The organism is Brevundimonas sp. SGAir0440, assembly GCF_005484585.1.
GTDB lineage: Bacteria > Pseudomonadota > Alphaproteobacteria > Caulobacterales > Caulobacteraceae > Brevundimonas.
This window is the reverse complement of record NZ_CP039435.1, coordinates 771,070-796,728: the sequence shown is the minus strand read 5'-3', so window position 1 is coordinate 796,728 and position 25,659 is coordinate 771,070. Positions and strand designations below refer to the sequence as shown.

Annotated in this window: 27 protein-coding genes; 12 read left to right on the top strand and 15 right to left on the bottom strand. The window is 68.6% G+C overall.

Annotation, left to right across the window (positions count from 1 at the left end; translation table 11 throughout):
• Nucleotides 1–119 precede the first annotated feature (119 nt).
• The 4 genes from rpmA to E7T10_RS03875 all read right to left on the bottom strand — a co-directional run bounded on the left by rpmA (nt 120) and on the right by E7T10_RS03875 (nt 2,683).
• Nucleotides 120–407 (bottom strand): 50S ribosomal protein L27, encoded by a 288-nt coding sequence (rpmA, locus tag E7T10_RS03890; protein WP_066552731.1) that lies wholly within the window; start codon nt 405–407, stop codon nt 120–122.
• A 99-nt stretch (nt 408–506) separates the two neighbouring features.
• Nucleotides 507–1,061 (bottom strand): 50S ribosomal protein L21, encoded by a 555-nt coding sequence (rplU, locus tag E7T10_RS03885; protein ID WP_137720809.1) that lies wholly within the window; start codon nt 1,059–1,061, stop codon nt 507–509.
• Nucleotides 1,062–1,221: 160 nt separating this feature from the next.
• Nucleotides 1,222–1,755 (bottom strand): phosphoribosyltransferase, encoded by a 534-nt coding sequence (locus E7T10_RS03880; RefSeq protein WP_137720808.1) that lies wholly within the window; start codon nt 1,753–1,755, stop codon nt 1,222–1,224.
• Entirely contained in the window at nt 1,748–2,683 is a 936-nt protein-coding gene (locus E7T10_RS03875; protein WP_137720807.1) for an MJ0042-type zinc finger domain-containing protein, read from the bottom strand. The genes E7T10_RS03880 and E7T10_RS03875 overlap by 8 nt, the downstream gene beginning before the upstream one ends.
• Nucleotides 2,684–2,754: 71 nt before the next feature.
• On the opposite strand from E7T10_RS03875, the gene E7T10_RS03870 reads away from it, so the two are divergent.
• The 6 genes from E7T10_RS03870 to E7T10_RS03845 all read left to right on the top strand — a co-directional run bounded on the left by E7T10_RS03870 (nt 2,755) and on the right by E7T10_RS03845 (nt 6,993).
• Nucleotides 2,755–3,465: a cell division ATP-binding protein FtsE gene (locus tag E7T10_RS03870; protein ID WP_091750615.1), complete on the top strand. Its 711-nt coding sequence runs from the start codon at nt 2,755–2,757 to the stop codon at nt 3,463–3,465.
• Complete coding sequence (locus tag E7T10_RS03865) at nt 3,462–4,376, top strand: ABC transporter permease (RefSeq protein WP_137720806.1); 915 nt, start codon at nt 3,462–3,464, stop codon at nt 4,374–4,376. The genes E7T10_RS03870 and E7T10_RS03865 overlap by 4 nt, the downstream gene beginning before the upstream one ends.
• The gene (locus tag E7T10_RS03860) at nt 4,373–5,017 is read left to right on the top strand and encodes a YdcF family protein (RefSeq protein ID WP_017506413.1); all 645 of its coding nucleotides are present in this window, start codon (nt 4,373–4,375) and stop codon (nt 5,015–5,017) included. Before E7T10_RS03865 ends, E7T10_RS03860 begins: the two co-directional genes overlap by 4 nt.
• The gene (locus E7T10_RS03855) at nt 5,018–5,755 is read left to right on the top strand and encodes a 1-acyl-sn-glycerol-3-phosphate acyltransferase (protein ID WP_137720805.1); all 738 of its coding nucleotides are present in this window, start codon (nt 5,018–5,020) and stop codon (nt 5,753–5,755) included.
• A 35-nt stretch (nt 5,756–5,790) separates the two neighbouring features.
• Entirely contained in the window at nt 5,791–6,570 is a 780-nt protein-coding gene (locus tag E7T10_RS03850; protein ID WP_137720804.1) for a MipA/OmpV family protein, read from the top strand.
• An 84-nt stretch (nt 6,571–6,654) separates the two neighbouring features.
• Nucleotides 6,655–6,993 (top strand): hypothetical protein, encoded by a 339-nt coding sequence (locus E7T10_RS03845; RefSeq protein WP_137720803.1) that lies wholly within the window; start codon nt 6,655–6,657, stop codon nt 6,991–6,993.
• A gap of 33 nt (nt 6,994–7,026) precedes the next feature.
• On the opposite strand, the gene hisC is transcribed toward E7T10_RS03845, so the two are convergent.
• Genes hisC through E7T10_RS03820 form a run of 5 tightly spaced genes read right to left on the bottom strand, consistent with a single transcriptional unit; the run spans nt 7,027 to nt 13,263 of the window.
• On the bottom strand, nt 7,027–8,130 hold the full coding sequence (gene hisC / locus E7T10_RS03840; RefSeq protein WP_137720802.1) for a histidinol-phosphate transaminase: 1,104 nt from the start codon (nt 8,128–8,130) through the stop codon (nt 7,027–7,029).
• Between the two features lie 13 nt (nt 8,131–8,143).
• The gene (locus E7T10_RS03835) at nt 8,144–8,830 is read right to left on the bottom strand and encodes a hypothetical protein (RefSeq protein ID WP_137720801.1); all 687 of its coding nucleotides are present in this window, start codon (nt 8,828–8,830) and stop codon (nt 8,144–8,146) included.
• On the bottom strand, nt 8,830–9,900 hold the full coding sequence (locus E7T10_RS03830; RefSeq protein ID WP_137720800.1) for a DUF2125 domain-containing protein: 1,071 nt from the start codon (nt 9,898–9,900) through the stop codon (nt 8,830–8,832). Before E7T10_RS03830 ends, E7T10_RS03835 begins: the two co-directional genes overlap by 1 nt.
• 32 nt (nt 9,901–9,932) lie before the next feature.
• Complete coding sequence (gene ybaK, locus E7T10_RS03825; protein WP_137720799.1) at nt 9,933–10,406, bottom strand: Cys-tRNA(Pro) deacylase; 474 nt, start codon at nt 10,404–10,406, stop codon at nt 9,933–9,935.
• A 1-nt stretch (nt 10,407) separates the two neighbouring features.
• Nucleotides 10,408–13,263, bottom strand: coding sequence for an ATP-dependent DNA helicase (locus E7T10_RS03820; RefSeq protein WP_137720798.1), 2,856 nt, complete (start codon nt 13,261–13,263; stop codon nt 10,408–10,410).
• Nucleotides 13,264–13,414: 151 nt separating this feature from the next.
• Here E7T10_RS03820 and E7T10_RS03815 point away from each other — a divergent pair, with 151 nt between their 5' ends.
• The 3 genes from E7T10_RS03815 to E7T10_RS03805 all read left to right on the top strand — a co-directional run bounded on the left by E7T10_RS03815 (nt 13,415) and on the right by E7T10_RS03805 (nt 17,157).
• Nucleotides 13,415–15,841: a ligase-associated DNA damage response DEXH box helicase gene (locus E7T10_RS03815; protein ID WP_246846137.1), complete on the top strand. Its 2,427-nt coding sequence runs from the start codon at nt 13,415–13,417 to the stop codon at nt 15,839–15,841.
• Entirely contained in the window at nt 15,838–16,602 is a 765-nt protein-coding gene (gene pdeM, locus E7T10_RS03810; protein WP_137720796.1) for a ligase-associated DNA damage response endonuclease PdeM, read from the top strand. The genes E7T10_RS03815 and pdeM overlap by 4 nt, the downstream gene beginning before the upstream one ends.
• Before the next feature lie 93 nt (nt 16,603–16,695).
• Entirely contained in the window at nt 16,696–17,157 is a 462-nt protein-coding gene (locus E7T10_RS03805) for a hypothetical protein (protein ID WP_137720795.1), read from the top strand.
• A gap of 122 nt (nt 17,158–17,279) precedes the next feature.
• Here the strand turns inward: E7T10_RS03805 and E7T10_RS03800 are convergent, their stop codons facing one another.
• The 3 genes from E7T10_RS03800 to E7T10_RS03790 all read right to left on the bottom strand — a co-directional run bounded on the left by E7T10_RS03800 (nt 17,280) and on the right by E7T10_RS03790 (nt 19,300).
• Nucleotides 17,280–17,840 carry an HNH endonuclease gene (locus E7T10_RS03800; protein ID WP_026108602.1) on the bottom strand — a complete coding sequence of 187 codons (561 nt, stop codon included), beginning with the start codon at nt 17,838–17,840 and terminating at the stop codon, nt 17,280–17,282.
• 153 nt (nt 17,841–17,993) lie between these two features.
• Nucleotides 17,994–18,653: a trimeric intracellular cation channel family protein gene (locus E7T10_RS03795; RefSeq protein ID WP_039244011.1), complete on the bottom strand. Its 660-nt coding sequence runs from the start codon at nt 18,651–18,653 to the stop codon at nt 17,994–17,996.
• A complete protein-coding gene (locus E7T10_RS03790) occupies nt 18,650–19,300 on the bottom strand; it encodes a DNA-3-methyladenine glycosylase (RefSeq protein ID WP_137720794.1) in 651 nt (216 codons plus the stop codon). Before E7T10_RS03790 ends, E7T10_RS03795 begins: the two co-directional genes overlap by 4 nt.
• Before the next feature lie 115 nt (nt 19,301–19,415).
• On the opposite strand from E7T10_RS03790, the gene E7T10_RS03785 reads away from it, so the two are divergent.
• The 3 genes from E7T10_RS03785 to gluQRS are packed head-to-tail and all read left to right on the top strand — an operon-like array spanning nt 19,416 to nt 20,816.
• The gene (locus tag E7T10_RS03785; protein WP_137720793.1) at nt 19,416–19,664 is read left to right on the top strand and encodes a type II toxin-antitoxin system ParD family antitoxin; all 249 of its coding nucleotides are present in this window, start codon (nt 19,416–19,418) and stop codon (nt 19,662–19,664) included.
• Nucleotides 19,661–19,951, top strand: coding sequence for a type II toxin-antitoxin system RelE/ParE family toxin (locus E7T10_RS03780; RefSeq protein WP_137720792.1), 291 nt, complete (start codon nt 19,661–19,663; stop codon nt 19,949–19,951). Before E7T10_RS03785 ends, E7T10_RS03780 begins: the two co-directional genes overlap by 4 nt.
• Nucleotides 19,952–19,955: 4 nt before the next feature.
• A complete protein-coding gene (gene gluQRS / locus E7T10_RS03775) occupies nt 19,956–20,816 on the top strand; it encodes a tRNA glutamyl-Q(34) synthetase GluQRS (protein WP_137720791.1) in 861 nt (286 codons plus the stop codon).
• Here gluQRS and E7T10_RS03770 read toward each other — a convergent pair.
• From E7T10_RS03770 to E7T10_RS03760, 3 genes are all read right to left on the bottom strand, one after another.
• On the bottom strand, nt 20,800–21,609 hold the full coding sequence (locus tag E7T10_RS03770; protein WP_137720790.1) for a TIGR02186 family protein: 810 nt from the start codon (nt 21,607–21,609) through the stop codon (nt 20,800–20,802). The genes gluQRS and E7T10_RS03770 overlap by 17 nt on opposite strands.
• Nucleotides 21,609–22,532, bottom strand: coding sequence for a sulfite exporter TauE/SafE family protein (locus E7T10_RS03765; RefSeq protein ID WP_137720789.1), 924 nt, complete (start codon nt 22,530–22,532; stop codon nt 21,609–21,611). The genes E7T10_RS03770 and E7T10_RS03765 overlap by 1 nt, the downstream gene beginning before the upstream one ends.
• A 97-nt stretch (nt 22,533–22,629) precedes the next feature.
• Nucleotides 22,630–25,500, bottom strand: coding sequence for a hypothetical protein (locus E7T10_RS03760; protein ID WP_246846091.1), 2,871 nt, complete (start codon nt 25,498–25,500; stop codon nt 22,630–22,632).
• Between the last annotated feature and the right edge of the window lie 159 nt (nt 25,501–25,659).

Below are 25,659 nucleotides of genomic sequence, written 5' to 3'. Positions count from 1 at the left end.
CTTCGAGGCGGGGAAACGCAAACGGGGAGCCTGGTGATCCAGACTCCCCGCGGATTATCATCCCTGGTCCGGATCGGCTGCTGGCAGGAGCAACGCGATCCGGGAAGATCCAGACTGCGTTACTCGGCGGCCATCGCCTGAGCGGCGTCGTCATTGGCCGCGAGGATCGACACGTAACAACGGCCGCCACGTTTGGTGGTGAATTTCACAGCGCCATTCGTCAGGGCGAACAAGGTGTGGTCGCGGCCCATACCCATGTTCTCACCGGGGTGGAAGGTGGTGCCGCGTTGGCGCACGATGATGTTGCCGGCCAGCACGCGCTCACCGCCATACTTCTTCACGCCAAGGCGCTTCGACTCGGAGTCGCGACCGTTACGCGACGAACCACCGGATTTCTTGTGAGCCATCTTGCCGCTCCGTACTTTCTTGAGGGTCCTACCGGCCTTTCGGCCTACTTGAGGACGTCTCTCTTAACTGGTCTGGCGCGGTGAGCGCCGGTGAATGTCTTAGGCTTCGTCGCCGGCGGCTTCAGCCTTGGGCGCAGCCTTCTTCTTGGCCGGGGCCTTCTTGGCGGGAGCCGAGTTCTCGACCACGACGCCCTTGACCTCGGCGCCGTCCACGTCGGTCACGACCGTCTCGGTCGAACCCAGCGAGGACGCAGCGTCACGAGCGGCCAGGTTGCGAGCGCGAAGGTTGATCTCGGCCTTGGTGGTCAGATCGACCTTGCCGTCCCACTTGGCGGTCTCGCCGGCGCCTTCGATGCCGGTGATGCGCAGGACCGATTCCATCTGGCGATGGCCGTTCGTGCGGCGATAGCCTTGGCGACGGGTCTTCTTGAAGATCTTGATCTTCTCACCCTTGCGGGTCTCGACCAGGGTCGCGCCGACGAAGGCGCCGTCGATCAGGGGGGCGCCCAGGGTCACGCCCTTGTCGCCGCCCAGCATCAGGACGCTGTCGAACTTCAGCTCAGCGCCGGCGTCGCCGTCGAGCTTTTCGACGACGATGGTGTCGCCCGGTTGGACCCGGTACTGCTTGCCGCCGGTCTTGATCACCGCGTACATGTTGAAGCCTCAGCGCAAACGCAAAAAAAGATACGCCCCCGGAGAGGGCCCCGGCGGCGAAGAGCGGCGACATATACGGAAGGGTGTCGGAGAGTCAACGCCGAACCAGGCGGAAATTCAGCCCTGGACGGATTATCCCCGCTGTCGCCGCGCCTTGAGCTCAGTCGAGGGCGCAGATGTCCGGCAGGCCCCTCAGCGTCCCGGCGTGGTCCAGGCCATAGCCGACCAGGAAACGGTTCGGCGCCTCCCAGCCGACGAAGTCCGGCTCGGGCGCGCGGGGCTTGGGCCAAGGCTTCCTGGCGAAAACGCAGGTCAGGACTTCGGACGCTCCCGCCTCCCGGGCGATGCGCACGGCTTCCGCCAGCGACAGGCCGGTGTCGAAGACGTCGTCCAGTATAAGGACGCGGCGTCCCGCGATCGGGCGCTGGAACGGCGCATAGACGTCGATCCGGCCCCGGCTGGTCTGCTCGTCGCCATAGGAGGCCAGCCACAGGGCGTCGAAACGGACGTTGCGGCCGACGCGCGACAGGGCGCGGGTCAGGTCGGCGGCGAACCACAGGCCGCCGGTCAGCAGCACGGCGGCGACCGTATCGTCGTCGATGACGGGCGCGATGCGCTGGGCCAGGTCGGCGACGATGCGCGCCACCTCGGCCTCGGACAGAAGAACGGTCGGCGTCGGGGAGGGATCAGCCATGATGCGAGGCCGATACCGCCTCACCATGCCCCTTGTCCACAGCCCCGACCGGTCGCGCGTCGATCGGCGCGGCCGTGTTCGGCGCCTCGGCGCCGGGCGCCGTCGCCGAGCGCAGTCCTTGAGAGGTTTCGGCGGCGGGCTGCGGCGCGTGCGCGGGCGCGGCCTTCGCCTCATGGCCGCCGTGTTCAGCTTGGGGTTTTACAGGCGAAGGGCTGGCCGGCGCGAAGTCGACGCCGATCCCGGCCCCGTGGCCGCCCGGATCGGGGATCAGAGCAGCGAAGCCCTGGACCTTGCCCGGCAGGACCGGCGCCGCGTCGATCTTTACGATCTTGAACCCGACCTCGGCGCCGGCGGCGTCCAGCAGGGCCACGCGAATCGGCGGCGAGACGATCTCGACGTCGCGCACATTGCGGATGGCGCCGGACACCACGATCATGCCGGGATGGTTTGGCGCGGCCTTGGCCGTCAGGGCTTCGAAGTCCAGCCCGACCGGATTGACCGGCGCGCCGAAGAATTTGTAGGCCGAAGCCGCCCGAGGGAAGGCCTGGACGATCTCGACGCGGAACAGGAAGGCCGAAACGATCAGGCCGATAAAGACGCTGGCCAGACCCGCCCAGATCACGCCCTGGGTCGCAGCGCGGCGCAGCTTCTTCTGCCGATCGGCGCGGGCGCGGAAGGCGCGAGGCAGCTCCGGCGCCGGCGTTTCGGCCAGGCTGGAGGCGGTCGGTGCCGGATCGGGTTCGGGCGAGGTTGCAGGCGTGGCAGCGGCGACCGCCGGCTCGGGCGTCAGGGTCAGTTCCAGCGGCTCGTCGGGGGTCGCGCGCCACACGTCGCCGCACGATTGGCAGCGCACTTTGCGGCCTTCGGGGCCTATGGCTTCGTCACGAATGAAATAGCTGGTGGCGCAGGCGGGGCAGGTCAGTATCATGTGGCTGACTGCGAGGCTGTCGCCCCCTCCCGTAAGGCGCGACGCCGCGCCCTGTTCCTGAAACACATACCATGCCGTCCTCGCCCGCCGAACCCGCCGCTATGACCGAGACCGTTCGCCTGTCCGGCGTCGGCTTCGGCTATGTCGGCGCGCCCGACGTGCTGCGGGACGTTAACCTCATTTTGCCGCGCGGCTCTTTCCACTTTCTTACCGGGCCGTCCGGGGCCGGAAAGTCCTCGTTGCTGCGTCTGCTGACGCTGGCGGACCAACCCGGAACGGGAACCCTCCGCCTGTTCGGATCGGATGTCACGCGCATCGATCGTCGCGACATCCCGGCCTTTCGGCGGCGGATGGGCGTGGTGTTTCAGGATTTCCGCCTGCTGGATCATCTGTCAGCCTTCGACAATGTCGCCCTGCCGCTGCGCCTCACGGGCTTATCCGAGGCCGAGTACGCCGACGACGTGCGCGAGATGCTGAAATGGGTCGGCTTGGGTCGCCGGATGGAGGCCCGTCCCCCCGCCCTGTCCGGCGGTGAAAAGCAGCGGCTGGCCATCGCCCGCGCCGTCATCACCCGCCCCGGCCTGATCGTGGCCGACGAACCGACCGGCAGCGTGGACGCCGTCATGGCCGACAAGCTGCTGCGGCTGTTCCAGTCGCTGAACAAACTGGGCGCCACCGTCCTGATCGCCAGCCACGACGAGGCCCTGGCCCAGCGGTCGGGGGCGCGCGTCTTAAGGTTGGAGGCTGGACGGCTCAGCGAACCCTCGCGGGCCGCCGCATGATCCGTCTGTCTGACTTCAGCCTCTCCAGCCGCCGGCCCGGCCTGCTTCCGCCCGCCGCGGCCGGCGAGCCGTGGCTGATGACCGTCATCGCCGTCCTGTGCTTTTTGGCCTGCCTCGCCGCCGTCGCCGCCTCGGCCGCCGACCGCGCCGCGCACGGCTGGGCCCGACAGCTGGGCGCCGAGGCCACCGTGCAGGTCCGTCCCCGCGTCGGCGAAACCGGCGACACCGCCGCCGCCCGCGCGGCCGAGACCCTGTCCGGCGTCGATGGGGTGGAGGAGGCCGCCGCCCTGAGCCGCAAGGCGGCCGAGGATTTGCTGCGCCCCTGGCTGGGCGACGCGGTCCTGCCCGACCTGCCCCTGCCCCATCTGGTGACGGTCCGACTGAACGCCCAGGCGCCGGCCAGCGCCGTGACCCTGAGCCGCGCCCTGGCCGAGGCCGGGCTGGACGCCACGGTGGACGATCACAGCCTGTGGCGCGGCGAGGTCGAGCGGTCCGCCGGCATGATCACGGTCCTGGCCGGCGCCGCCTTCCTGGCCGTCGCCTTCGCTGCGGGCGCCGCCATCGCTTATGCGACGCGGGCGGGCCTAGCGGCCGGTCAAGGCGTGATCGAGACCCTGAGCCTGAACGGCGCGACCGACGGGGCCATCGCCTGGCTGTTCCAGCGACGGTTCGGCCTGATGGCGGCCGGCGCGGGCGCGATCGGCGCCGGGCTGGCGGCGGTCCTTCTGATCCTCCTGCGGTTCATCGGCGGATCGGGCGGCCTGACGGCGGCCCTGCCGATCAGCTGGAGCGACCTAGCGTTGCTCTCGCCTTGCCCGCTGCTCGCGGCTACGGTTGCCGTTCTCGCGGCGAGATTCGCCGCCATGCGAATGCTGGCGTCAGGACGGCCGACAGAGGGAGGGGGCGCATGAGACTGTTGAGCGTCATCTTCATCGCCGGTCTGATCTGGCTGGTCGGCCTGTTCGCCTTTGCGCACCGGGTGCGCGAGCTGACGCCGGCCGACGATCCCGCGCGCGCCGACGCCATCGTGGCCCTGACCGGTCCGTCGTCCGAGCGGGTCAACACCGCCATCCGCCTGTTGGAACAGGGCAAGGGCGAACGGGTGCTGATCTCCGGCGTCAATCGCGAGGTGCGCCGCCAGGAGCTGCGCGAGCTGACGCCCGGCTCCAGCCGTCTGTTCAACTGCTGCGTCGACCTGGGTTTCGAGGCTGAGGACACGGTCGGCAACGCCCAGGAGATCGCCGCCTGGAGCCGCGCCAAGGGCTATCGCAGCCTGATCGTCGTCACCTCCGACTATCATATGCCGCGATCGCTGGTCGAAATCCGGGGCCAACTGCCGGGCGTGAAACTGACGCCCTACGCCATCTCCACCCCGTCGCTGGACAATGCGCGCTGGTGGCGGGCGGCGGTGACTGCGCGGCGGATGACGCTGGAATATATGAAATACCTCGCCGTCCTGGGCCGTGAGGGCGTGCGTCGCATCACCCGCGACCGGCCCGCCGCCGTCACGGCCGAGACCGAAACCGCCCCTGACGAAAAGGCCGCGTCCTAAGTGAACACCCTGCGTTCCCTGATCTTCACCGCCTGGCTCTATCTGTCGATGCCGATCATCGCCATCGGCCTGTCGCCGGTCCTGCTGCTGCCGCATCGCTATGTTCAGGGCGTGTGCAAGCTGTGGGCGAAGATCGTCCTGTTCGGCCTGCGCTGGATCGCAGGGGTCAAGGTCGAGGTGCGCGGGCTGGAGCACGCCCCGTCCGGCGCCGCCCTGATCGCGTCCAAACACCAGGGGATGCTGGACATCGTGGCCCTGCTGGCCGTCCTGCCCGACGCCTGTTTCGTGATGAAGAAGGAACTGATGCCCCTGCCCTTCTTCGGCTGGTTCGCCTGGAAGTCGAAGATGATCGCCGTGGATCGCGCGGGCCACGCCAAGGCGCTGAAGGATATGACGCGACAGGCGCGCGACCGCCTGTCCGAAGGCCGCCAGATCGTCATCTTCCCCGAGGGCACGCGCAACGATCCGGGCGTGCCCGGCGACTACAAGCCCGGCGTCGCCGCCATCTATCGCGATCTGGAAGGCCCCTGCTGGCCCGTCGCCACCAACTCCGGCGTCCACTGGCCGGCCCACGGCTTCCGCCGCTATCCCGGCACGGTCGTGTTCCAATTTCTTGAGCCGATCCCGGCCCAGCTGAAGCGCGGGGCCATGATGGCGTTGCTGGAAAGTCGCATAGAGACGGCGTCGTTGGCGCTGCTGGAGCCAAAGGCCCAGCTTGCGCATTCTGAACCGGCCTGACCTCCCCGCTCGGGCGCCATTCATGGAAACGCCCGATGCTTCGTCCCCTTCTGCTCTCCGTCGCCTTCGCCGCCGTCGCCGGCTCCGCCCTGGCCCAGTCGCAACCCTATGAGCAGGTCGAGGCGCCCAAGACGTGGCGGGTCGATGTCGGGGGCGGGATCACCCACGGTTTCAGCGCAACGGGCAATACGGGCGATGACGTCAACTACACCGCCTGGGGTTCGGCCAACTACAAGGACGTGGTCTACGCCAATGGTCTGGACGGCTTGGGCTGGAACGCGTTCAAGACGGACGACACGCGCGCTGGCGTTCAACTGCGCCCCCGCTTCGCAGCCGGCGACATCGAAGGCTCCAGCCTGGAACGCCCCGGCTTGGGCGCAGATGCAGCGCTTTACGCCTACAAGCGGTTCGGAGGGATCGTGGTCGGCGGACGCGTCGCCCAGGACGTGTCGGGTGACGACGCCGGCATGCAGTATTTCGCCTCGGTCGGTCATCAGCGCGTGACGCCGGTAGGTCTGCTGCGGGTCAGCGGCTATGTGACCGGCGGCGACGACAAGCGCCTACAACGCTACTACGGCGTCACCGCCGAACAGGCGCCGGGCAGCGGCTTCAGCCCCTATGAAGCGTCGGGCGGTCTATCGGGCGCGGGCGCCGTCGCCTTCCTGGCCATCCCGGTCGGCAAGCGGTTCGGCGTCGGCGGCTTCGTCAACTACGAACAGCGCCTGGGCGACACCAAGGACAGCCCCCTTGTCAGCGACGACCACGTCTGGCGCGCGGGCCTGATCGGCGTGGTGCGGTTTTCCAGCGCGGACTGAGGGCTCAAGCTTGGTTGAGATGCAACCTGGCTTGTCTATTCATCACGCATGAGCAAGTCTGGGGATCTCAAGGGGGAACTGTCTATGAGAACGATCGGACTGACGGCTGTCTTCTTAACATTGGCCGGGTGCGCCACGACAGGGGCGACGAACGGCGCATTGGGCAGTGAGGCGAATCCTGTCCGCGCTGACATGCCGCCGGGAGAGCAGGCCTACCTCAACCGCTTGCGTTGCTCCGACGGCAAACCGCCCATCTTCTCCCGTATCGGCAGTATGGGCATTCAGCATTCGAGCCACGTCATCGACGGTTTCGACGTGACCTGCAGCAGCGGTCAGCCAGCCAAGACCACGATCTATATCGACATGTATCACCCCGGGCATGTCGAGTCGCAGCCCGTCGAAGGCTTCACCATTGTTCCGTGACGGCGCTATGCCGTCACGGATTTCTGAGACGGACTAACCCGCCGCGAACTCGCTCAGTGCATCGATGACGGCGCGGTTCTGGTCCTCGGTGCCGATGGTGATGCGCAGGGCCTGGGGCAGGCCGTAGCCCCCGACGGGGCGGACGATGATGCCCTTGATGTTCAGATAGTCGTTGGCGGCGGCGGCGCGTTCGGGGCTGTCGAACAGGACCAGCACGAAGTTGCCGGCGCTCGGCAGGACGTTCAGCCCAAAGCCGCGCAGGGCTTGGGTCAGGCGCGGCTTCCAGTTCGAGATCAGATCGCGCGACGTCGTCTGGTGCGCCTCGTCCGACAGCGCGGCCGTTGCGGCCTCAAGCCCCGGCACAGAGACGTTGAACGGCAGGCGGATACGGTCGATGGCCTCGGCGACCTTCAGCGGCGCATAGCCGAAACCGATGCGCAAACCGCCCAGGCCGTGAATCTTGGAGAAGGTGCGGGTGACGACGATGTTCTCGGCGTCCCTGGCCAGCGGGAAGGCGGTCTCCCAGTCGGCCTCGGTCACATATTCCGCATAGGCCTCGTCCACGACCAGGATAATGTGGGCAGGAAGCGCTGCGTGAAGGCGGCGGATTTCCTCGCCCGTATTGTAGCTGCCGGTGGGGTTGGACGGATTGGAGACATAGACGATCTTGGTGCGGTCATCGACCTGGGCCAGGAGCGCATCGACCTCGGCCTTGAAGTTCGGCTCGGGCGCCAGCTTGACCTGGGCCTCGCAACCCAGGGCGCTGATGCGGTAGGCGAGGAAACCGTACTGGCCGCAGACGATGTTGTCGCCCGCCGTCAGATAGGTCTGGTTCAACAGGGCGAAGACCTCGTCCGAGCCGTTGCCGAAGATCAGCCGCTCAGGCTCCAACCCGTGCAGTTCCGACACCGCATTCCGCAGCTTGGTCGCCCGGCCGTCGGGATAGACGTGGATGTTCCTGACCGCCGCCTCATAGGCCGCGCGCGCCTTCTCGCCCGCGCCAAGCATGTTCTCGTTGGACGACAGCTTCATCGGCTCGGCGACGCCGGCGATGGACGACTTGCCGCCGACATAGGGCGCGATGTCGAGGATGCCGGGTTTCGCCACGGGGCCTTGGGGTGCGGTCGCGTCGGTCATGGAAGCCTTGATCTCAGAAGATGGGGGCGGCGCCGATCACGCCGCTCATTCGGCCGGGCGCGCTCTTCAACCGCCCGTCGTCGACCTGCACATAGCCCGTCAGCATGAACAGCTTCAACCCGCCCGCCGCCGCCAGCGGATCGGCGACCAGTCCCGCGTCGCCCAGGGCGTCCACGATCTTGGTCTCGGACCAGCCGCTATCGGTGACCCAGAAGCTGCGGTCCTCGCCCGTGGGGCCGGACGTCTCCTTTGACACGACGAAGGCCTGGGGCCGTCCGCGCCGATCGTCCGGCAGGGCGGCGACGATCTTCAGTTCGGGCCGCGCCAGCAGGCGGCCCCACCACGGCCGGTCGGGCGACAGGTCGATTACGGCGCGCGAGCCCGCCTCGGCCGCCTTCAACGCCTCGTCGGCGGACAGAGGCCGCGACCGCAGGCCGTAGCGGTCCGTCGCCAGGGCCTGGGCCACGCCGCCGCAGACGACCAGCGCGGGTCCGGTCGCCGCCTCGATCCGGCCCCACACCGCCTTGACCGCCGCAGCCTCGTCCGTCGAGGCGCCGTCCAGCAGTTGACGCAGGGCGATGGCCGAGGCGTCGGCCCGGTCGCGCGGACCGGCGGCGACCCGCGCCCGCACCGCCTTGACCAAGGCGCGATCCAGCGCCAGCAGGGCGTCGTCAGCTTCGGGTTCGTCCAGCAGGGCCATCAGAACAGCTTGGGCGCCGGGGCCAGCGGGAAAGGACCAAGCCAGGTGCGGCCGTCGCGGAAGACCAGCGTCAGGGGCAGCTGCTCCTTACCCGTCGCCTTTCCCGTGGCTTGGGCCGCGCCCGCCGCTGCGGCGGCCCCCGCCGCGCCGATCCGGTTGACCGGCCCCTGTCGGGTCGCCATCAGACCGGCCAGGGCGGGCAGAGGCTTTTGCGCCTGAAGCTGGACCTGGCCGGTCAACCGGCCGTTCGCATCGGCGCTCAACACGTCGCTTGAAAGCGTCGCGCGGCTGTCGCCGGCTTGCAGATCGCCGCGCACATTGCGGAAGGCGCCGCCCGCCTTGGTCCAGGCGGAAAAGACGCCCGCGGCGTCGCCCCCGGTCTTCAGCAAGCTGGCCTGACCGATCTCGGCCTCCAGCTGGGTGGTCAGGCGGCCATCCTGGGCGAAGCCTTCGACGGGGCCGTCCGCCCGCCCCTGCCCGTCGACCAGCCGGAACATGACATCGACGTCGTCGGTCGGCGTGGTCGAGCCCTCCAGATGCGGCCGGGCGTAGAATTCGATCCGCGCCGCGCGGGCGATGGGGAAGGGTTCGGCGCCGGTCTGGGCCGTGAAGACCGGATTGACCATCTCAAGCGCCAGATTGGGCCAGCGTTGATCGATGCCGCTGGCGCTCATGCGGATGGCGTCGCCCTTGACCGCGACCTCGCCCTTGCCTGCGCGGGTCAGCATCAGGCCCTGCGGGGCCACCACCACCCATTTGGTCGGCTGATAGGCGTTGGCCTCTGCGGTCAGTTGGGACGCCTCGATCGCATGGCCCGACGGCGCCTGAACCATCAGGTTCGTCAAGGCCACATGCGTGCGAAACGGCCAGCCGTCGATGGATTTGCCAGCAAAGCGGATGTTCCAGCCGACCTGACGCAGGGTCTGGATCTGGGCCTCCAGCCGCGTGTCGATCTGGCGCGTCAGATAGAACCACCATCCGGTCCAGGCGGCCAGCGCGATCAACACCAGGATGAAGGGCGCATACAGGCCCTTGCGGCTGTGTCGCTTGGTCGTCGAGGCGTCGGTCATGCCGGACCTATAGCGCGCCGCACAGCGGCCTTCTAGGCGGTCAGGTCGGCCAGCACGGCGTTCGCCGCCCGACGCGCATCCTCCGGCGCCAGACCCAGCAGAAGCCCGCGCTGACCGCCGTTGATCAGGATCTGATCGAACAGGATGGCGGTTTCGTCCATCGCGGTCGGGACAGCCCTTTTCTGGCCGAACGGGCTGACCCCGCCGACCTTGTAGCCGGTCTGCCGTTCAGCGTCGGCGGGCTTCATCATCTGGGCCGACTTAGCCCCCAGCACCGCCGCCAGTTTCTTCATGCTGACCTCGCAGTCGGACGGCGCGATGACGCAGGCGGGCGCACCATCGACCAGTACCATCAGCGTCTTGAACACCTGCTCCGGCCCGATCCCCAAGGCCTCGGCGGCCTGCAACCCCACGCGCGGCGCGTCGGGATCATAGTCGTAGGGAAACCGATCAAAGGCGACCCCGGCCCTGGTCAGGGCGACGGTCGCGGGCGTGGTCTTGGACATCCTATGTCGTCTCGGGATTCAGGAAACTGCGGGTCAACTCGACCGCATCGGCCAGGCCCATGCGCTGCACCTCGGTCCCTGGCGGCAGGCTGGCGAACAGGCGGGTGGGGGTGGCGGCGTCCAGCATCAGGAACACCCCCTTGTCGTCGCCGCGTCGGATCAGCCGGCCGAACGCCTGGGCGATGCGGGCCCGGGCCAGCGCATCGTCATAGCCCTTGCCGCCCATCCTTTCGCGCCGCGCCTTGTGCAGCAGGTCCGGGCGCGGCCAAGGCACGCGATCGAAGGCCAGAACGCGCAAGGAGCGCCCCGGCACGTCCACCCCGTCGCGCACGGCGTCGGTGCCCAAAAGGCAGGAATTCTCCTCGACCCGGAACATATCGACCAGCGCCCCGACCTCCAGCGGATCGACGTGCTGGGCGTAAAGCGGCACGCCCGACTTGGCCAGATCCGGCCCCAGCCGCTCATAGACCGCCTTCAGCCGGCGGATGGCGGTGAACAGGCCCAGGCCTCCGCCGCCCGCCGCCAGGAACAGTTCGCGCATCGCCGCCGCCGTCTGGCGCGGATCGTCCTTGACCAGGTCGTTGACGACGATGACCCGGCTGTTGGCCGCATAGTCGAACGGGCTTTCGACCTTCAGGGTGCGCGGCGGCTCGATCAGACGCGCCGAGCCGGTGCGCAGGCGCGCCAGGTCGAACGGGTCTTCCTGCAAGGGATCGGACAGGGTGGCGGACGTGACCAGCACCCCGTGCGACGGCACGATCACGGCGGCCTCCAGCGGAACCGTCGGGTCGATCCAGTGGCGACGCAGGGCCACGTCGTGAATGCGTCCGAAGGCCGTTTCGGCCGACAGCCAGTCGACGAAATCGGGATCGGGCTGATCGCCTCCATCCTCTAGCGCCGCCAGCATCGAACGCCAACCCGGAAGGGTCATGCGCGCGCGCCGATCCAGCCCGCGCAGCGCCCCCTCGATGCGCGACCGTTGCGACCCGTCCAACTCGGCCGCCTCGTCGTCGAGGATGTCTTCCAGATGCCGCGACAAGGCCAGCAGCGGCGCCTCGATGGCAGCCAGGGCCTTGGCTGCGGCGCGCGCCGTCTCGGCGACCGGATCGGTCACCGGCTTCAGCGCACATTCCATGCCGAACTCGGGTCCGCCATAGGCATTGGTCTCGGCCGTGCGGGCGCGCAGCTGGTCCAGGGCGGCGGCCAGAAAGGCTTCGATCGGGCCGATCGGATTGACCTCGCCCGAGGCCGGCGCGACGCGGCCCGACACGCCTTCGCCCGGCAGGGCGGCCGAGGCGCGGATGGCGTCCTGCAGCGCCTTCAACGCCGCCTCATTGTCGTTGACCATGTCGCCCAGCCGCTGCTCCAGCCCGCGGCCGCGACGCCCCCGCCCTTCCGGCCCACGGATCCAGCGGCGCAGCTCGGCCGCCTCCTGGCCCGACAGACAGGCGGAAAAGGCGCTGTCGGCGGCGTCGAACAGGTGGTGGCCCTCGTCGAAGACGATCCGCTTCAGCGCCGCCGTCTCGCCGTCCGACTTCTGGCCCCGCGCCGAGCGCGCGCCGTCGAACGCCGCCTGGGTCAGGACCAGGGCGTGGTTGGCGATGACCAGGTCCGCCCGACGGCTGGCGCGGATCGTCTTTTCGACGAAACAGGTGCGGTAGTGCGGACAGGCGGCGTGGACGCATTCACCGCGCCGGTCCACCAGATTGGCCGCTCCCGCCGCATGAGCGGCCGGCATGGCGAACAGCCCGGGCAGCCAGCCGGGAAAGTCCCCGCCTGTCATGTCGCCGTCCCGCGTATGCAGCGCCCAGCGCCCGGCCAGCGCCAGGCCGATCAGGTCGCCATTCCCCAGTTGGGCCGCCTGCACCATGTCTTGCAGGTTGAGGACGCACAGATAGTTCTCGCGCCCCTTGCGGATCACCGCCTTCTTCCTGCGCTCGGCCGGATCGGGCCACAGCGAATGGCTTTCGCGGTCGATCTGGCGTTGCAGCGCGCGGGTATAGGTCGAAATCCAGGCCGCGCCCTGGTTCCGCTCGGCCCATAGGGAGGCGGGCGCCAGATAGCCGAGAGTCTTGCCGGTGCCGGTTCCCGCCTCGGCCAGCAGCATGCGGGGCCGCCCCTCCTCATTCCTCGGCGAAAAGGCGAAGGCGGCTTCGGCGGCGTAGTCCGATTGGGTCGGCCGCGTCTCGTCCAGACCCGAGGCCTGAAGCAGTTTCTCCAGCCGGATGCGCGCGCTCTCGCTGTCGACCGGCGCTGATCCCGCCTCGCCGCGCGGCGCCTCGTCCTCCCATTCGATCAGCCGCGACCAGACATCCATACCCGACCCGCGATGCTGGCGCGCCCGCACGCCGCCGGCCTCCAGCGCCTGAACCACCCGCTCGCCCCAGGCCCAGCCCGCCCGCTGCATCGTCAGCGCCAGGACATAGGCCGCCTCGCGCTCCGGGTAGGCCGGATCGGCCAGTTCTCGCAGCAGCAGACCCGCCGCCTCGCGCAGGGCCGCCGCCTGGTCCTCCGCCGACTTCGGCTCGGCTGAGCCCAACGAAAGCGCGAGCCCCGTCGGCGACGGCGCACAGAAGCGCGCCGGCCGCACGAAGGCGTAAAGCTCCAGCACGTCCATCAGCTCCGGCGACCGGGGCGGCGGCGTCAGCCCCAACCGGCGCGCAGTAAGCGACGCATGGGCTGTCATCACCGGCCCGGTGCTGAAGAACCCCTCGGCCGCCCCGCGCCCGATCTTCCTGGCCCCCGCCTCGTCGCACACCGCCCCCGCGCCGGGCGGCGTGGCGAGCGCCGGCGGCAAGTCCGCCCACGGCTGGGCGCCGGTCGGGCGGGCTTCGGAAAGGACGGATTCGTCGGACACGTCCGATAGATAGCGACCCTGGGGCTGAAACGGAACGGGAACATGCTATATCCCGTCCGTGACGACCGCCGCCGCTCCCGCAACGCTTCCGCCCCTGTTCGCCGACTGGTTCGCGTCGCGCGGCTGGGCGCCCCGGCGGCATCAGCTGGAGATGGTCGAGGCGGGTCAGGCCGGCAGCCATGCCCTGCTGGTCGCGCCGACCGGCGGGGGCAAGACGCTGGCGGGGTTTCTGCCCAGCCTGATCGACTTGGCAGAGCGCGGACCGAAGCCGGCGACCGGGCCGGGGTCGGGGGTGCATACGCTTTATCTGTCGCCGCTGAAGGCCCTGACGACGGACGTCGAGCGCAATCTGATGACGCCGATCCGCGAGATCGGGCTGAACATCCACGTCGAGACGCGCACCGGCGACACCAAACAGTCCAAACGCCAGCGACAGCGCGACTTCCCGCCCGACATCTTGCTGACCACGCCCGAGCAGCTGGCTCTGTTCTGCGCTTGGGAAGGCGCCCGGTCCTATTTCGCCGATCTTAAATGCGTCGTGTTGGACGAGGTGCACGCGATCTGGAGCGGCAAGCGCGGGGACCTGCTGTCTCTGGGTCTGGGGCGATTGCAGAGCTTCGCGCCCGACATGCGCCGGGTGGGGCTGAGCGCGACCATCGAGGATCCCGATCTGATCCGGGGGTGGCTCAGCTCTTCGCCCGGCGTCGAGGATGTCACCCTGGTCAAGGGCGATCCCGGCGCGCCCGCGGTCATCGACGTGCTGATCTCCGAGGGCAAGGTGCCATGGGCGGGCCACACGGGGCAGCACGCGATCCCGGAGGTCTATGCCGCCATCCAGCGTTCGACGCTGGCGCTGATCTTCGTCAACACCCGCTGGCAGTCGGAGTTCGTGTTCCAGCAGCTGTGGGCCATCAACGACGAGAACCTGCCTATCGGCCTGCACCACGGCTCGCTGGCGGCCGAGCAGCGGCGCAAGATCGAGGCGGCCATGGCGCGCGGCGACCTCAGGGCCGTGGTCTGCACTTCGACGCTGGATCTGGGCATCGACTGGGGCGACGTGGATCTGGTCATCCAGATGGCGGCGCCCAAGGGCTCCAGCCGCCTGGTCCAGCGGATCGGCCGCGCCAACCACCGGCTGGACGAGCCGTCGCGCGCGCTTCTGGTGCCCGCCAGCCGCTTCGAGATGCTGGAGTGCCAGGCGGCGCGCGAGGCCGTCGCCGACAACGCATTCGACTGGGAGCCGGTCCATATCGGCACGCTCGACACCCTGGCCCAGCACGTCATGGGCGTCGCCTGTTCCGAGCCGTTCGACATGCAGGTCCTTTATGACGAGGTCACCGGTTGCGGACCCTATCGCGCACTGACCTGGGAGCAGTTCGAGGAGGTGGTCGATTTCGTCGCCACCGGCGGCTATGCGCTGCGCACCTACGACCGGTTCGCCCGGATCGTGCGCACGCCCAATGGCCGCTGGAAGGTCAGAAACCAGCATATCGCCCAGCGCCACCGCATGAACGTCGGCGCCATCGTCTCAGCCGGCACGCTGAACGTCCGCGTCGCCAGCCGTCGCGGCGGCGCCTCGCGCCAGCTGATCGGCGGCCGCAAGGTCGGCGAGGCCGAGGAATGGTATTTCGAACAGCTGACGCCCGGGGACACCTTCCAGTTCGCCGGCCAGACCTGGGCGTTTCAGGGCATCACCGGGACCGACGCCCTGGTCACCCACGCCAATGACAGCGACCCCAAAATCCCGTCATGGGGCGGATCGAAGTTCCCGCTGTCGACCTCGCTGGCCGACCGGGTGCGCACCATGATCCACGACCGCGACCACTGGCGTGTCCTGCCGCCCGACGTGCAGGAATGGCTGGAGTTGCAGGAAACCCGCTCGGTCATTCCTGACGCCGAATCCATGCTGGTCGAAACCTTCCCGCGCGGCAGCCGGCATTTCCTGGTGGCCTATCCGTTCGAGGGCAATCTGGCCCACACCACCCTGTGCATGCTGCTGACCCGGCGGCTGGACCGGATGGGCGTCGGGCCGCTGGGGTTCGTCGTGACCGACTATTCGCTGGCGATCTGGTCGATCAAGCCGATGGACACGATCGATCTGGACGCCCTGTTCCAGCCGGACATGCTGGGCGACGATCTGGAAGCCTGGCTCGAGGAAAGCTTCATGATGAAGCGGTCCTTCCGCAATTGCGCCCTGATCTCGGGCTTGATCGAACGCCGCCAGCCCGGCGCCGAAAAGACCGGCCGGCAGGTGACCTTCTCCACCGACCTGATCTACGACGTGCTGCGCCGCCACCAACCTGACCATCTGCTGCTCAAGACCGCCCGCGCCGACGCCGCCTCCGGCCTGCTGGACGTGGCGCGCTTGGGCCAGATGCTGACGCGCATCGAGGGACGCATCCGCCACCAACCCCTGAACCGCGCCTCGCCCTTCTGCGTGCCCGTTCTGGTCCAGATCGGACGCGAGCGGGTCAGCGGAGACGCCGCCGAAATGATTCTGGACGAGAGCGCCGACCTGCTGATCGCCGAGGTCATGGACGACGCCGAGCCGCCCAGCCAGTCGGGGGCCGCCGCATGAACGCCGCCCTGCGCCAGACCCTGTCCCCGGCCCGCAAGATCTGCGGTTCGCTGAGCGTGCGGATCGCGGGCGAGGCCTGCGTATTGCGCTGTTCGGGGGCGATGTGGGTTCCGGCCCACGGCGCCCTGATCGTCGCGGACCTGCATCTGGAAAAGGGCTCGGCCTTCGCCGTGCGCGGCCAGCTCCTGCCGCCCTATGACAGCCGGGCCACGCTGGACAGGCTGGAAGCCGAGATCGTCGAACTGAACCCGGCAGTGGTCGTCCTGCTGGGCGACAGCTTCCACGATACGAAGGCCATTCCCCGTATGGCGGCCGACGATCGGACGCGTTTGGACCGGCTGGCGGCGGGGCGCGACTGGCTGTGGCTGGAGGGCAATCACGACCGCGAGGCCCTGAACCGCAGCCTGGCGCGCGATTCGGAGGCGACCGCCCGCCTGCCCGGCCGGATCGTCGGCGACATGGCCTTGGGCGCGCTGCGTCTGACCCACGAACCGGAGGCGCTGAGCGTCGACGACGACCGGCGCGGCGAGGTCGCGGGCCACCTGCACCCCGCCGCCAAGATCGCCGCCTATGGGCGCGGCGTGCGCCGTCCTTGCTTCGTCACCGACGGATCGCGCATCGTCCTGCCGGCCTTCGGCGCCTTCACCGGCGGGCTGAACGTGCGCGATCCCGCCATCGCCGACCTGTTCGCCTCCCCGCCGCTGGCCGCCGCCCTGGGACGCGACCGGGTCCACGCCCTGGATTGGGCGATCCTGCGATAGTCTGTTCGTAAAGCGTTCAGCACGTCGCTTCACCGCATCTTGGCGGACGGCGATGCAGGATGACGGCGGATCAAGGTCACGGACACCCGCCTCATGCTCACGCCCCGCCGCATCGTCATGGCCGCCCGCATCGGCTTCGCCCTGGCAGCGCTGGGCATGGCCGTCCTGATGCTGGGACCGTTCCAGGGTCTGGAACAGGTCTTCGGCCTGAACGACAAGGCCGCGCACGTCATCGCCTTCTATGGCGCAGCTAGCGGCCTGTTCCTGATCGCGCCGAACCAGCGCCGCGACGACCTGGCCCTCTATGTAATCGCCGCCGCCTTCGGCGCCGAACTGCTTCAGGCCCTGACCGGCCGCAGCGTCTCGATCATCGATTTCCTGGCAGGCGCGGCCGGCGTCGCCGCCGCCTGGGCGCCCGGCCGGATCGAACAGTTGCGCCAGGCCTTCCGCCGCCATCCGGACATGACCCTGGCCGAGATCGCCCGCCTGGATCGCCGCCTGCGCCGTCGCCGCGTCGAAACCGCCCGGCCGGGAGTCGCCGTCCTGCGCCCCTAGAGCCTGATCGGCTGAGGAGGAATCGCTTCGCGATTCCGCTGATGCCGTCAATCAGGCGCCAGATTCATGCTGGAGCGAAATCTGAGCCGAGTTGGACTGGGTCCAACTCAACCGATTTCGCTCTAGGGCTCCAGCTCTATGTCCCAATAGAGGTAGTCCAGCCAGCTCTGGTGCAGATAGTGCGGCGGGAAGCGTCGGCCGGCGTCCTGTAGCTGCCAGGCGTTGGGACGATAGGGTTCGCGGCGGATCGGCATCATCGCCTGACGCGGCGTTCGCCCGCCCTTGGCCAGATTGCAGGGGCTGCAGGCCGCGACGATATTGTCCCAGGTCGTGCGTCCGCCCTGCGACCGTGGAATGACGTGATCGAAGGTCAGTTCAGCCGACTGACCGCAGTACTGGCAGGCGAAGCCATCGCGCAGGAAGACGTTGAAACGGGTGAAGGCGGGGCTGCGGTCCTGATCCACATAGCTGCGCAACGCGATCACGCTGGGAAGCTGCATCTCCATCGACGGCGAGCGGACGACCTTGTCATACAGTGACACCACGTCCACGCGGTCCTGATAGACCGCCTTGACCGCCTCCTCCCACGGCCACAGCGACAGCGGATAATAGGATAGCGGCCGGAAGTCGGCGTTCAACACCAACGCGGGAAAACCGGAGGGCGGTCGATGGAGAACCTGCATCAGGCCCTCCCGCTCAGACGGGGGGATTTTGAGGCGACAGAGGTGAGGACACGTCTCCTTCCCTAGTCTTGGCCTTGGTCTTGTCGATTTAACCTAACCCTGATTCCCGCTCATCTCCATGACCAGTGTGCAGCGTTTTCGTGACGTCTTGTCTCAGACCCCGCGCGCGTGGGTCGGAAACCCCGGCAGGGTCCAGCCCCAGCGCAGGGCGGCGGCACGCAGCAGGAATCCGGACAGCGCCGCGACGATGGCGGCGGGCCAGACGCCGACGCCCGGCGCCCGCAGCACCATATAGACCGTCGCCGCCAGGATCGCGGCCGTGACGTTGATCTCTCGCCGCAGCAGGATCGACGGCTGGCCGGCCAGGGTGTCGCGCACCACCCCGCCGAAACAGGCTGTCAGCGTGCCCATGACGATGCAGATCAGGGCCGGCGCCCCGGCCGCCTCTGCCTTGGCCGCGCCCATCACGCCATAGGCCGCAAGCCCCACCGCATCCAGCCACAGCAGGGCGCGGAACCGCCAGTCGCGCTGTCCCACCAGCCAAAGGGCCGTCGAGGCGAAAAGGCAGACCGCCAGATAGCGCCAGTCCTGCACCCAGAAGACCGGAAGGCCCAGCAACAGGTCACGCAGCGTCCCGCCGCCCACGCCGGTAATGGCGCCGAAGAAGGCGAAGGTGACCACGTCATGCTTCTCGCGCGCGGCGGCCAAGGCGCCGGTGGCGGCGAAGACCGCCACGCCGGCGAAATCCAGCGCCGTCAGCACGGTCTGCGGATTGCGCAGCGGTTCGGTCAGAGCCGGATCGAGCGGGGTCATGCCGGCGCATCCAGCGCGATCTCGCCGCGCTTCACGCCCGTGTACCAGGCCCACAGCAGGTGTGTGGCGACCGCACGATAGGGCCGCCAGATCTCGGCGCGGGCATAGGCGCCCTTTTGATCGGGCCGCACCTCTGCGCCGTCCGCCCAGCGGGTCGCCTCCTGCAAGGCCACGTCGCCGCCGGGAAAGACATCCAGCCGCCCCTCGCACATCATCAGATAGGCCTCGGCCGTCCACAGGCCTACGCCCTTCAGCGCCGTCAGGGAGGCGATCGCCGCCTCGTCATCCAGGTTGGCCAGATGCTCCAGATCGATCTCGCCCGCGATCTGCGCCCGTGCGATCCCCTGACCATAGGTCGCCTTCTGTCGCGACAGGCCCATGCCGCGCAGCTGATCCAGATCGTGCGCCAGCAACAGCTCGGGCGTGATGCCGCCCATGCCTTCGCGCAGCCGCGCCCAGACCGAAGCGGCCGAGGCCACCGACACCTGCTGCTCCACGATCATGCGGAACAAGCCTTCGAACCCGCCCACTCTCAACCGCCATTCCAGCGGCGGCGTATGGGCGTCCACGCGCACGAGCGCCGGATCGGCGGCGACCAGCGCGCGACGCGCGGCGGCGATGTCATCAGGCGTGGGTGCGAACGGCATCGGTTACCTATGGCCCGTGCAGCCGTTCAAGGGAATGGAGCCGGTAGCGGATTTCGGCTGGCGCCAGTTCTGCGTAATAACTATTATTGGCCATAGATCGAGCAAGGAGATCATCATGACCATGACCGTCGAACTGGGCTCGCTGGAACAGGTGGTGGACCGTCTGGTCCGCGACGGTCGCTATGGCTCCAAGAGCGAAGTGCTGCGCACCGGCGTCAGACTGGTGCAGGAACATGAGGCTCGGTTGGCCGCCTTGCTCGGCAAGCTGGAAGAGGGCATCGCCGACGCTGATGGCGGACGGACGAAGCCACTTGAAGATGTCCGCGCCGAGTTCGAAGCGCGGTGGGCTGCCGAAGGCGAATGAGAGTTCGGCTCACCCACGCCGCCTTGCGCGATCTGGTCGCCATCGAGAGCCATGTGGCGTCGGACAGCCCAAATGCAGCCCGTAAACTGGTCAGGACGCTTTTCGAACGCTGCGAAACCCTCGGTCAAAATCCTCGACGCTATCCAGAGGCCGGGGTCGCTGATCTGCGCAAACGCGTCGAAGGCAGCTATCTGATCTTCTATCGCGTGACTGGCGACGTGGAAGTCGTGCGGATCCTTCATGCCGCGCGCGACTGGACGCATCTGCTATCGCCGGACGAAGACTGAAGCTGTGTTCACGACCCGCTTCGCCCCTTCGCCTACCGGCCGCCTGCACAAGGGCCACGCTTTTTCGGCCCTGACCGCCTGGACGGCGGCGAAGGCGGCGGGCGGGCGGTTCGTGCTGCGCATCGAGGATATCGATCCGACGCGATGCCGGCCGGAACACGAGGCGGGCATTCTGGAGGACCTGGCCTGGCTGGGTCTGGACTGGGAGACGCCGGTCCGGCGCCAATCGGATCATCTGGGCGACTACGCCGCCGTGATCGAGAAGTTGCGGACGCAAGGCCTGCTCTATCGGTGTTTTCGAACGCGCAAGGAGATCCTGGGCGCCATCGGCGAGGCGCCGCACGGGGCGATGGAGGCGGCGAGGCCCGGTCCGCATTCAGCGGACGAGGAGGCGCATTTGCTGGCCTCGGGCGCGCCATTCGCCTGGCGGCTGTCGCTGGATCGGGCGCGGGAGGCCTTGGGCGAGGCGACCTGGAAAGGCCTGAGTTTCGTCGAGGAGGGCGAGGGTCCGAACGGCGAAACCGGCGTCGTCGTCGTCGATCCCGAGGCGGCGGGCGATGTCGTTCTGGCGCGCAAGGATACGGGCGTCGCCTATCATCTGGCCGTGACCCATGACGACGCCTTGCAGGGGATCACCCATGTGATCCGGGGCCAGGACCTGTTCGAGGCGACCCATGTGCAGCGGCTGATCCAGACCCTGCTGGGCTGGCCGGCGCCGACCTATCGTCATCACGCCTTGCTGACAGGGCCGGACGGGCGGCGCTACGCCAAGCGCGATCGATCGATCACCCTGGCCGAGCTGAGGGCCGGCGGATTGACGGCCGAGGCCCTGCGCGCCGAACTGGGCTTTAGCTCCGCCGGCTGAAGATGCGCGAAGCGCCGTAGCCGGTCAGGGCGGCCAGCACGACGCACAGCACGCCGTACAGCCACGGCCGACGGTGGGCGAACTCATAGATGTCGCGCTCCAACCCGACCTTCTCGACCGTCAGGGTCAGGTTCGACACCGACTGCGGCTCGCCGTCCTGAAACAGCCAGACCTCGGCGTAGTATTTGCCGGTGGGCGCCACGGTCGGCAGCTTGACCTCGGCGCGGAACAGGCCCCGGTCGACGAACTCGACCCCTTCGGAGTCGGTGTCGTAGAGGGCGGCGGCCTCCTTCAGCCGGATCACCGCACGGCGCCAGTCCAGATAGTCGTCGCCCAGACGGCTGACGACCACATCACGCACGCCGTAACGGGTGACGGTGCGGCTTTCCTCCGGCGCGTCGATGCGCAGGTGATCGACGCCGACGCCCAGGCGGCGCAGCTGGCCGAAGTCGGCGATATCGCTGAGCGGGCGGGTCGAGGCCGTCATGTAGAAGCCGGGCGCGCCCTCGAACAGCACCGGCCGGCTGTTCAGCCAGACACCCGAGGTGCGCGTCTTCTTGACCAGGCGGATCGGCGCGTCCGGCCCCCGCACCACCACCACCACGTCGGCCGGTTCAGACGTCGGATTGAACACCGCGCCGTAGAGGACAATGGACGCGCCCCGGAAACTGCTGTCGACCCGAACCTGGGCGTCGGTCAGGGCGGCGGCGACGCGCAGGTCTCCGGTCGTCGCTTCGGACCGATCGAGCGGCGGGGCCGCGACAGGGGGCGGAGGAGGAGGAAGCGCCTGCATCAGTCGGCGACCCCCGGCGCGATCATGAAGATGTCGGCGGGCCGCACGAACAGATCCAGCCCCATCTGAATCCCGACCAGCAGCACGATCAGACCCAGCGCCGCCCGCAGTTCCTCGGCGCGGAACCGCCCGGCGAAGCGCGCGCCGATCTGGGCGCCGACGACGCCGCCGAGCAGCAGGATGGTGGACAGGACGATGTCGACCGTCTGGTTCCGCCCGGCCTGAAGGATGGTGGTGATGGCGGTGGTGATGATGATCTGGAACAGGCTGGTGCCCACCACCGCGCCCGCCCGCATGCGCAGGATATAGAGCATGGCCGGCACCAGAATGAAGCCGCCGCCCACCCCCATGATGGCCGAAAGGACACCCGCAAAGACGCCCAGGCCGAACGGCGGCAGGGCGCTGATATAGAGGCCCGATTTAGGGAACTTCATCTTCAGTGGCAGGCCATACAGCCACATAGGCCGCCGACGCTGCTTGTGCGGCGCGGGCAGGCCCCGGCGACGGCGCAGGATCTCGGTCAGGCTCTCGTTGAGCATCAGAATGCCGATCGCGCCCAGGAAGACGAGATAGGACAGGGCCACGACCAGGTCGGCCTGGCCCAGAAGGCGCAGGTAGCGAAACAGTTCGACCCCCGCCAGGGCGCCGGCCGCGCCGCCGGCTGCCATCACCGACCCCATCTTGAAATCGACCGAACCCGCCCCGGCATAGCGGATGACGCCCGAGGTCGAGGAGGCCACGACATGGCTGGCCTGGCTGGCGACAGCGACGGTCGGTGGAATGCCCAGGAAGACTAGGATCGGCGCCATCAGGAAGCCGCCGCCGATGCCGAACAGGCCGGACACGAATCCGACCACCGCCCCCAGGATCACTAGGGTCGGCCAGTTCACCGAAACCTCGGCGATCGGCAGATAGATGTCCAAAGGACGCGCCTTCGGCTGGAGCGGACACAAGAATCGCCGTCAGGCGGGCGAGGTCGGGGACGACCGGGCGACCGATAGCCGCCCGGCGCCTGGGAATCTAGCCTGTCGCCTGGGCTTGGGCCTGCGATTGACCCTGCGACTGAGCCACGAAGGCGTCGGCGGCGGTGCGGGCCGCGCGCTGGGCCGTGGCGCTGGCCGTCGGGCGCAGACGCGTCACGGCGGCCTGGGCCTCCGCATCCCCGCCGCGCGCGGCGATCATGTACCACTTCAGCGCTTCGGTCGGATTCTTGGCCACGCCGTCGGCGCCGGTCTCATAGATGCGCGCGACATTGTACTGGCTGTCCGGCAGGCCGCGCTCGGCCGCGTTCAGCAGCCAGGTCAGGGCCTCGGCCTGATTGGTCGCGCCGCCGTCGCCTTCATAGAGCTGCATCCCATACAGATGCATCCCGCGCGGATCGCCGCCCTCGGCCGCGCGACGGCCCCACTGACGGCTTTGGACCGGATCGGCGGGCACGCCGTTGGCGCCATCTAGATACAGCTGACCCAGATAGGTCTGGGCGGGGGCGTAGCCCAGGTTGGCGGCGCGCTTCATGCCGTCCAGGCCCGAGTTGTCGCCGGCCTCAAGCTTGCCGATCGCCGCCTCATAGTCCGCAGCGCCAGGGCCGCCGATGTCGAAGGTCGCTTTCGGGCCGGTCGGCGTCACCGCCGACGCGGCCAGAGGCACGGCGCCGTTCGTCGTCGAGCCGCCGCCGAAGCTGGGCATCTCGAAGTCCGGGGCGCCGCCGTCGGTCAGGGACAGATAGCCATAGACGCCCCCGGTCAGGGCGACCGCAGTGACCGAAGCCAGAAAGGTCTTCTTGACCGTCGAGCCGTCTTTTGACGCCTGCCGGTCCAGCCGTTCCTGCAGCTTGGACTTACCGCCGCGCTTCAGGCCGAAGCCCGAGCGGGGCGCAGGTTCCGGCTCGGCCGGCGCGGTGATCGCAGCACGGGCGGCGTCGATGGTGCTGCGGGTCGAGGCGGCGCGGCCGGCGGCGGCGGCGGCTTCCATGCTGGAGCGCAGCCGGCGCGGATCCACGAACTCTGTCTCGCCGCCGAAATCGTCGTCGTCCGCGTCCAGGACGGCGGCGCTGCGCTTTTCGGTCGGTGCGGTCGAGAAGCCCGGCGACGTCGCCTCCAGCGCGTCCTCGACGTCGGCGCCGCCGAAACCGCTGAAGGGCTGGATGATGGGTTCGACGCCGTCGGGATCGACCTGGCGCATCGGCATGTCGTCGGCCAGCGCCTCGACGGGCTCGGCCTCGGTTTGGACGACGGGCGCCGACGGGAAGGGCGCAGCGGTCGCGACTTCGGGCGTCACCGGATCGCTGGACCAGGCGTCCTGGTCGGTGAAGGTCTCATCGGGGAAGGCGGCGGCGCGCCAGTCGCCTTCGATGGATGCGGACTGGATCGGCGCTTGTATGGTCGCCGAGGCGGCGCGTTCCAGCACCTGTCGCGCCGGGGTCCACGCCGGCTCATTGTCCAGCGGCTTGTCGCGGATCGGCGTCGGCGCGCGGGCGTCGATGCTTTCGCGGGCCTCGGCCAGCAGACGGGCGGTGCGCTCCTCGCTCAGACGCATCCGCTCGGCCAGTTCGCCGGACGCGCGGTCGTAGCGCTGCTCGATCTTGTCCGAGCTTTCCGACAGGCGTCGGCCGATGTCTTCCAGCGCCTGCTGCGAGCGGCGCTCGGACTGGGCGATGCGATCGCTCAGCTGGTCCGAGATGCGGGTGATCTCGCCACCCAGTTTCTCCAGCGCGATGGCGTGGCGATCGTCGCTGGCGGTCAGACGTTGGTCGACGCGGTCGACGTGGCGGGCGAACTCTTGATCCAGACGCGCGGCGCGGCGGGCGACCTCGGTTTCGATAGTCTGGCTGACGACGTCGGCGGCGGCGCGGGCGACGGCGTCGGTGCGACCGTCGTTGTCCGTCTCGACCTTCTTGACCCGCGCATTCAGGTTGCGGGCGATGCGCAGGACCTCGCGGCCCATGGCCTCAAGGCCGATGGCGCCCTTCTCTTCGGACGCCTTCAACTGATCGCCGACGGCCTGGACGGCGCGTTCGATACGGTCGATGCGCGCGCCGGTTTCGGCGGCGTCCAGACGCTGCATCATCTCGGCGCGATTGTTGTCGATCTGACGCGACAGGCTTTCGGCCAGCTTCTCGAAACGGGCCAGGTCGCGCGCGCTTTCCGGCTCGACACGGCTTTCGGCCGTTCGCATCCGCTGATCCAGCGCGGCGAACGAGCGTTCCAGCGTCTTCAGGGCTTCGGTCGTGCGGTTCTGGGCCTCGTCCAGACGCGCGCTGACCTGGGCCAGCATTTCCGTGCCGACGCCGGGCCCGGCGGCCTTCTCGACCGCCTCCATCCGCTCGCGCAGATCGCTGACGCCCAGACGCTGGCGTTCCTCGATGTCGTACAGACGCCCAGTCAGCGCGCCCAGCGAGGTCTCGATCTTGCCGAAGGCTTCCTGGGTCGACGGGCCGGTGTCGCGTTCGAAGGCGCGCAGGCGGCGATGCCCTTCGCGCAACTCCTCGGCGATGTCGTCGATGCGGCGTGCGGCGCCCTGGGCCTCAGCCTCCTGACCGTCCAGCCGGCGCATCAGGCCCGCAACGGCCTGATCCACGCCCTGAATGGCGACGGTCGAGCGGCGTTCGGCGGCTTCCAGCCGCGCAGCGATCACATCGATGGAGGCGCTGATCCGCTGCTGGCTGTCTTCGACCTCATAGGCGTCGTCCAGACGGCGGCTGCGGTTGCGGCGTTCGTATTCGGCGGCCTGGGAGCGACGCGGCAGGGTGGCGTAGCCCTCCTCCTCGTCTTCCATGATCATGGAGTTGAGCCATTCGCCCAGCGTCATGCCGGACCGGCGCGCCAGATCCTTGGCGACCTCGCGTGCTTTGGGATCGATTCCCTTAACGCTCCACGGCGCTGCAGCGCTCACTGATTCGTCTCCCAGCCCATGCGACGAAGGCTATACCGTCAATATCGAGGGTGTAAACTGATGGTTAACCGCAATATCTAGCAGCGATATCCCAATCCTGTGGACATCGCGCCAGACAGCCGGATTTGTGAATCATCTCGGTTAACGCGGCATGAAGAT

Excerpts from the sequence above, each read along its gene's own strand:
- rpmA (WP_066552731.1), bottom strand. The coding sequence starts at position 407 with ATGGCTCACAAGAAATCCGGTGGTTCGTCGCGTAACGGTCGCGACTCC.
- rplU (WP_137720809.1), bottom strand. The coding sequence starts at position 1,061 with ATGTACGCGGTGATCAAGACCGGCGGCAAGCAGTACCGGGTCCAACCG.
- E7T10_RS03880 (WP_137720808.1), bottom strand. The coding sequence starts at position 1,755 with ATGGCTGATCCCTCCCCGACGCCGACCGTTCTTCTGTCCGAGGCCGAG.
- E7T10_RS03875 (WP_137720807.1), bottom strand. The coding sequence starts at position 2,683 with ATGATACTGACCTGCCCCGCCTGCGCCACCAGCTATTTCATTCGTGAC.
- E7T10_RS03870 (WP_091750615.1), top strand. The coding sequence starts at position 2,755 with ATGCCGTCCTCGCCCGCCGAACCCGCCGCTATGACCGAGACCGTTCGC.
- E7T10_RS03865 (WP_137720806.1), top strand. The coding sequence starts at position 3,462 with ATGATCCGTCTGTCTGACTTCAGCCTCTCCAGCCGCCGGCCCGGCCTG.
- E7T10_RS03860 (WP_017506413.1), top strand. The coding sequence starts at position 4,373 with ATGAGACTGTTGAGCGTCATCTTCATCGCCGGTCTGATCTGGCTGGTC.
- E7T10_RS03850 (WP_137720804.1), top strand. The coding sequence starts at position 5,791 with ATGCTTCGTCCCCTTCTGCTCTCCGTCGCCTTCGCCGCCGTCGCCGGC.
- E7T10_RS03845 (WP_137720803.1), top strand. The coding sequence starts at position 6,655 with ATGAGAACGATCGGACTGACGGCTGTCTTCTTAACATTGGCCGGGTGC.
- hisC (WP_137720802.1), bottom strand. The coding sequence starts at position 8,130 with ATGACCGACGCGACCGCACCCCAAGGCCCCGTGGCGAAACCCGGCATC.
- E7T10_RS03835 (WP_137720801.1), bottom strand. The coding sequence starts at position 8,830 with ATGGCCCTGCTGGACGAACCCGAAGCTGACGACGCCCTGCTGGCGCTG.
- E7T10_RS03830 (WP_137720800.1), bottom strand. The coding sequence starts at position 9,900 with ATGACCGACGCCTCGACGACCAAGCGACACAGCCGCAAGGGCCTGTAT.
- ybaK (WP_137720799.1), bottom strand. The coding sequence starts at position 10,406 with ATGTCCAAGACCACGCCCGCGACCGTCGCCCTGACCAGGGCCGGGGTC.
- E7T10_RS03815 (WP_246846137.1), top strand. The coding sequence starts at position 13,415 with ATGGTCGAGGCGGGTCAGGCCGGCAGCCATGCCCTGCTGGTCGCGCCG.
- pdeM (WP_137720796.1), top strand. The coding sequence starts at position 15,838 with ATGAACGCCGCCCTGCGCCAGACCCTGTCCCCGGCCCGCAAGATCTGC.
- E7T10_RS03805 (WP_137720795.1), top strand. The coding sequence starts at position 16,696 with ATGCTCACGCCCCGCCGCATCGTCATGGCCGCCCGCATCGGCTTCGCC.
- E7T10_RS03800 (WP_026108602.1), bottom strand. The coding sequence starts at position 17,840 with ATGCAGGTTCTCCATCGACCGCCCTCCGGTTTTCCCGCGTTGGTGTTG.
- E7T10_RS03795 (WP_039244011.1), bottom strand. The coding sequence starts at position 18,653 with ATGACCCCGCTCGATCCGGCTCTGACCGAACCGCTGCGCAATCCGCAG.
- E7T10_RS03790 (WP_137720794.1), bottom strand. The coding sequence starts at position 19,300 with ATGCCGTTCGCACCCACGCCTGATGACATCGCCGCCGCGCGTCGCGCG.
- E7T10_RS03785 (WP_137720793.1), top strand. The coding sequence starts at position 19,416 with ATGACCATGACCGTCGAACTGGGCTCGCTGGAACAGGTGGTGGACCGT.
- E7T10_RS03780 (WP_137720792.1), top strand. The coding sequence starts at position 19,661 with ATGAGAGTTCGGCTCACCCACGCCGCCTTGCGCGATCTGGTCGCCATC.
- E7T10_RS03770 (WP_137720790.1), bottom strand. The coding sequence starts at position 21,609 with ATGCAGGCGCTTCCTCCTCCTCCGCCCCCTGTCGCGGCCCCGCCGCTC.